Below are 4,553 nucleotides of genomic sequence, written 5' to 3'. Positions count from 1 at the left end.
GCGTCTATCTGCAGCTTCATGCCTATATGCTGCGTGTCGCCATCCCCTATGGCACGCTGTCGGCGCCGCAGCTGCGCAAGATGGCCCATGTCGCGCGCAAATATGATCGCGGTTACGGCCACTTCACCACGCGCCAGAACATCCAGTTCAACTGGATCAAGCTCGCCGATCTGCCTGATGCGCTGGAGGATCTCGCCTTGGTCGGCATCCATGCGATGCAGACCTCGGGCAATTGCGTGCGCAATGTCACCACCGATCAGTGGGCCGGCGTGGCGCCGGGCGAAGTCGAGGATCCGCGCATCTGGGCCGAGCTGCTGCGGCAATATTCGACCATGCATCCGGAATTCACTTATCTGCCGCGCAAATTCAAGATCGCGATCACGGCGTCGGATCATGACCGCGCGGCGATCAAGGTGCATGACATTGGCTTGCGCATTCTCAGGAATGACGCGGGCGAAACCGGCTTCGAGGTGCTGGTCGGTGGCGGTCTCGGTCGCACCCCGTTCATCGGCAAGGTGATCAAGCCGTACGTAGCAGGCCGCGACATCCTCAGCTATGTGGAGTCGATCCTGCGCGTCTATAACCAGTATGGCCGGCGCGACAATATCTACAAGGCGCGCATCAAGATCCTCGTCCATGAGCTCGGCATCGAGAAATTCGCCGCGGAAGTGGAGGAGGAATGGCTGGCGACGCGCGACAGCGCCTTGCAGCTCGACGACGAGGTGGTCGCCGATATCCGCGCGCGCTTCCGTTATCCCGGCTATGAGGTGCTGTCCGATACGCCGGACGAACTGGTTGCCGCATCGGCCGATCCGCAATTCCAGCGCTGGCTGAAGAATTCCGTCGCGGCGCATCAGCAGCCCGGCTACGCCATCGTCACGCTGTCGCTGAAGCCGATCGGTGGCCCGCCCGGCGATGCGACCGCCGAGCAGATGGACGTTATCGCCGATCTCGCCGACAAGTATTCGTTCGGCGAAATTCGCGTCGGCCATGAGCAGAACCTGGCACTGCCGAATGTCGCCAAGCGCGACCTGCCGGCGCTCTGGCGCCAGCTCGACAAGCTCCAGCTCGCCACACCGAACGTCAACCTGATCACCGACATCATCGCGTGCCCCGGCCTCGATTACTGCTCGCTCGCCAATGCGCGCGCGATCCCGATCGCACAGGAGTTGACGCGCCGCTTTGCCAATCATGACCTCGCGGACATGATCGGCCGGCTGCACATCAACATCTCCGGCTGCATCAATGCCTGCGGCCACCACCATGTCGGCCATATCGGCATTCTCGGTGTCGAGAAGAACAATGAGGAATTCTACCAGATCACCATCGGCGGTCGCGCCGATGAAGGCGCGGTGGTTGGCACGCTGATCGGCCCTGCAGTGCCCTATGATGACGTCGCCAATGTCATCGAGGATATCGTCGAGTCCTATCTGGCGCTGCGGGCGCGGCCGGATGAGTTGTTTTACCAGACCGTCGAACGTCTCGGCGTCGAGCCGTTCAAGGAGCGCGTTTATGCCACTCGTTAAAAAGGGCGCGATCATTGCCGACCCCTATATCCATGTCGGCGACGATGCGGAGATCCCGGCCGATGGCGCGGCGCTGATCCCGGCGGTGCGTTTCCTTGCCGATCCCGAAGCCTATGTGAAGCGCAACAGCTGCACGGGTGTGATCTGGCCGAACAATCGCGATCTCGATGAACTGGTGCCTTACCTCGATCGCCTGTCGGTGGTGGCGCTGGTGTTTCCAACCTTCCGCGATGGTCGCGCCTATAGCCAGGCGCGCCTGCTGCGCGAGCGCCACGGCTACAAGGGCGAATTGCGTGCGACGGGGCAGGTGCTGCGCGATCAGTTCGTTCTGATGCTGCGTGCGGGCTTCGACAGTTTCGAAGTCAGGAAGGATGCGGATGCGGAGGCGTTCGCTGCCACGGTGAAGCGCTACACGGTGTTCTATCAGCCGACCGGCGATGGACGGATCACCGCACTGCACCGGCGCATGCAATCGCGACACGCGGCGAATACGCCGTAGCAGAAAATGTCGCATCCACGGGAGGCCTCTCCCGTGGCACATTGCGGTCGTCATCGCATGATCATTGAAATCTGGTTTCGTTGACTTCGAGCTTCAACTTTTCGAACCTTGCTGCGTTGCCTGACGGCGCTGTTGCCGCCCGCCAATGGAGGTTTTCATGATCCGCCGCTCCGCTCTCGTGCTCGCGTCTCTGTTGTTCGCAGGCTCCGCCTATGCGGCTGATGTTTCGTTGCTCAACGTGTCCTATGATCCGACGCGCGAACTCTATGTCGATTTCAACAAGGCCTTCGCCGCGGCCTATCAGAAGGAGACCGGCAAGAGCGTCGAGATCAAGCAATCCCATGGCGGGTCGGGTTCGCAGGCGCGTTCGGTGATCGATGGATTGCAGGCGGATGTGGTGACGCTGGCGCTGGCCTATGACATCGACGCCATCGCGGGCAAGAAGCTGATTGCCGAGGACTGGCAGAAGAAGCTGCCGCAGAACGCCGCGCCTTACACATCGACCATCGTGTTCCTGGTCCGCAAGGGCAATCCCAAGGGCATCAAGGACTGGGACGATCTTCTGAAGAAGGGCGTCAGCGTGGTGACGCCGAATCCGAAGACATCGGGCGGTGCGCGCTGGAATTACCTCGCGGCCTGGGGCTATGCGCTGAAGAAATATGGCGGTGAGGACAAGGCGAAGAAATTCGTCGCTGACCTTTATCAGCAGGTGCCGGTGCTCGACACCGGCGCACGCGGTTCAACCGTCACCTTCGTCGAGCGCGGCGTCGGCGATGTGCTGCTGGCCTGGGAGAATGAGGCGTTCCTCGCCCAGAAGGAGTTCGGCAAGGACAAGTTCGAGATTGTTGCCCCGCCGCAGTCGATCCTGGCCGAGCCACCGCTTGCGGTGGTCGATACCGTCGCCGACAAGAAAGGCACGCGGGCCACTGCCGAGGCCTACCTGAAATACTGGTACACCAAGGAAGGTCAGGAAATCGCAGCGCGCAATTCCTACCGTCCGCGCGATGCTGAAATTGCCAAGAAATACGAAAATTCCTTTGCTAAGGTGGAACTGTTCACCATCGACGATGTTTTCGGTGGTTGGACCAAAGCGCAGAAGGTCCATTTCAGCGAAGGTGGCGTGTTCGATCAGATCTACAAGAACTGATCCGGCGACGCGCATGCAGGGGGCAGTGTGAGCGCAGTTGGACGTCGACGCACGCTGCCGGGATTCGGGCTCACCATGGGCCTGACACTGACGTGGCTGTCCGTCATCGTGTTGATCCCGCTGGCCGGGCTGGTTCTCAAGACCTTTGAACTCTCGTTCGATCAGTTCTGGGGCATCATCACCAGCCGGCGGACGCTCAACGCGTTGAAGACATCGTTCGGCCTCGCCTTCCTCGCCGCGATCGTCAATCTGGTCGCGGGCATGGTGATCGTCTGGGCGCTGACACGCTACCGCTTTCCCGGCCGCCGCATCTTCGATGCCATCGTCGATATTCCGTTCGCGCTTCCCACGGCTGTGGCGGGTGTCGCGCTGACCTCGCTATTCGCGCAGAAGGGCTGGCTCGGCGCGCCACTGGCTGAACTCGGCATCAAGGTGGCGTTCACGCCCATCGGTATCTTTGTCGCCATGGTGTTCATCGGCATTCCCTTCGTGGTGCGCACCGTGCAGCCGGTACTGCAGGACATCGACAAGGAGATCGAGGAAGTCGCTGCCTGTTTGGGGGCCAGCCGCTGGCAGACCGTCTGGCGCGTGATCCTGCCGAGCCTGTTGCCGGCGATGCTCACCGGCTTTGCCCTCGCTTTCGCCCGCGCCGTCGGGGAATACGGCTCGGTGATCTTCATTGCCGGCAACCTGCCGAATATTTCGGAGATCGCACCGCTTTTGATCGTGATCCGCCTGTCCGAATTTCGCTATGCCGATGCCACCGCCATTGCCGTGGTGATGCTGCTGGCATCCTTCATCGTCATCTTTGCCATCAATCGCATCCAGCGTTGGTCGCAGAGCCGCGTGGTGCAGTCCTAGCGCGCCATGACGATCATGCCCCCATCATCCCCGCTGCAGCCCGCCCGCAGCCCGACATTGACCGAGCCGCGCTGGATTCGCGCGATCATCATTGCACTGGCGATCCTGTTCCTGATCGTCCTCATCGTGCTGCCGCTGGTGCTGGTGTTCAGCCAGGCATTTTCACGCGGTTTCGAGGCTTACCTTCGCGCGCTGATCGATCCGGAAGCGCAGGCGGCGATCCGCCTCACGCTGCTGATCGCGGCGATCTCGGTCAGCCTCAATCTCGTCTTTGGCCTGATCGCGGCGTGGGCAATCGCAAAGTTCGAATTCCCCGGCAAGACGATCCTGATCTCGCTGGTCGATCTGCCATTCTCGGTCTCGCCGGTGATCTCGGGTCTGGTCTTCGTGCTGCTGTTTGGCGGGCAGGGCTATTTCGGGCCATGGCTGCAAAGCCACGGCATCCAAATCCTGTTCGCGGTGCCCGGCATCGTGCTGGCGACGACCTTCGTCACATTCCCCTTCGTGGTGCGTGCGCTGA

The 4,553-nt window shown here is 61.4% G+C and carries 4 protein-coding genes and 1 pseudogene; all 5 read left to right on the top strand.

The genetic code is table 11. The features are described 5' to 3' along the window. The coding region (locus ACIQ17_RS31110; RefSeq protein ID WP_398473348.1) for a nitrite/sulfite reductase at positions 1-1,526 on the top strand (1,526 nt) is incomplete at its 5' end. Next, complete coding sequence (locus ACIQ17_RS31105; RefSeq protein WP_398473347.1) at positions 1,513-2,025, top strand: DUF934 domain-containing protein; 513 nt, start codon at positions 1,513-1,515, stop codon at positions 2,023-2,025. The genes ACIQ17_RS31110 and ACIQ17_RS31105, both read left to right, overlap by 14 nt. Positions 2,026-2,170: 145 nt before the next feature. Then, complete coding sequence (locus ACIQ17_RS31100; protein ID WP_398473346.1) at positions 2,171-3,172, top strand: sulfate ABC transporter substrate-binding protein; 1,002 nt, start codon at positions 2,171-2,173, stop codon at positions 3,170-3,172. A gap of 27 nt (positions 3,173-3,199) precedes the next feature. Further along, positions 3,200-4,033, top strand: a complete 834-nt coding sequence (gene cysT / locus ACIQ17_RS31095) for a sulfate ABC transporter permease subunit CysT (protein ID WP_398473344.1) — start codon at positions 3,200-3,202, stop codon at positions 4,031-4,033. A gap of 15 nt (positions 4,034-4,048) precedes the next feature. After that, a pseudogene (gene cysW / locus ACIQ17_RS31090) lies at positions 4,049-4,553 on the top strand (sulfate/thiosulfate ABC transporter permease CysW); the annotation flags it as partial.

The organism is Tardiphaga sp. (assembly GCF_044340795.1).
Classification (GTDB): Bacteria; Pseudomonadota; Alphaproteobacteria; order Rhizobiales; family Xanthobacteraceae; genus Tardiphaga.
This window is presented reverse-complemented; position numbering and strand designations above follow the sequence as displayed.

Coding starts and splice junctions, on each gene's coding strand:
- ACIQ17_RS31105 (WP_398473347.1), top strand. CDS start 1,513: ATGCCACTCGTTAAAAAGGGCGCGATCATTGCCGACCCCTATATCCAT.
- ACIQ17_RS31100 (WP_398473346.1), top strand. CDS start 2,171: ATGGAGGTTTTCATGATCCGCCGCTCCGCTCTCGTGCTCGCGTCTCTG.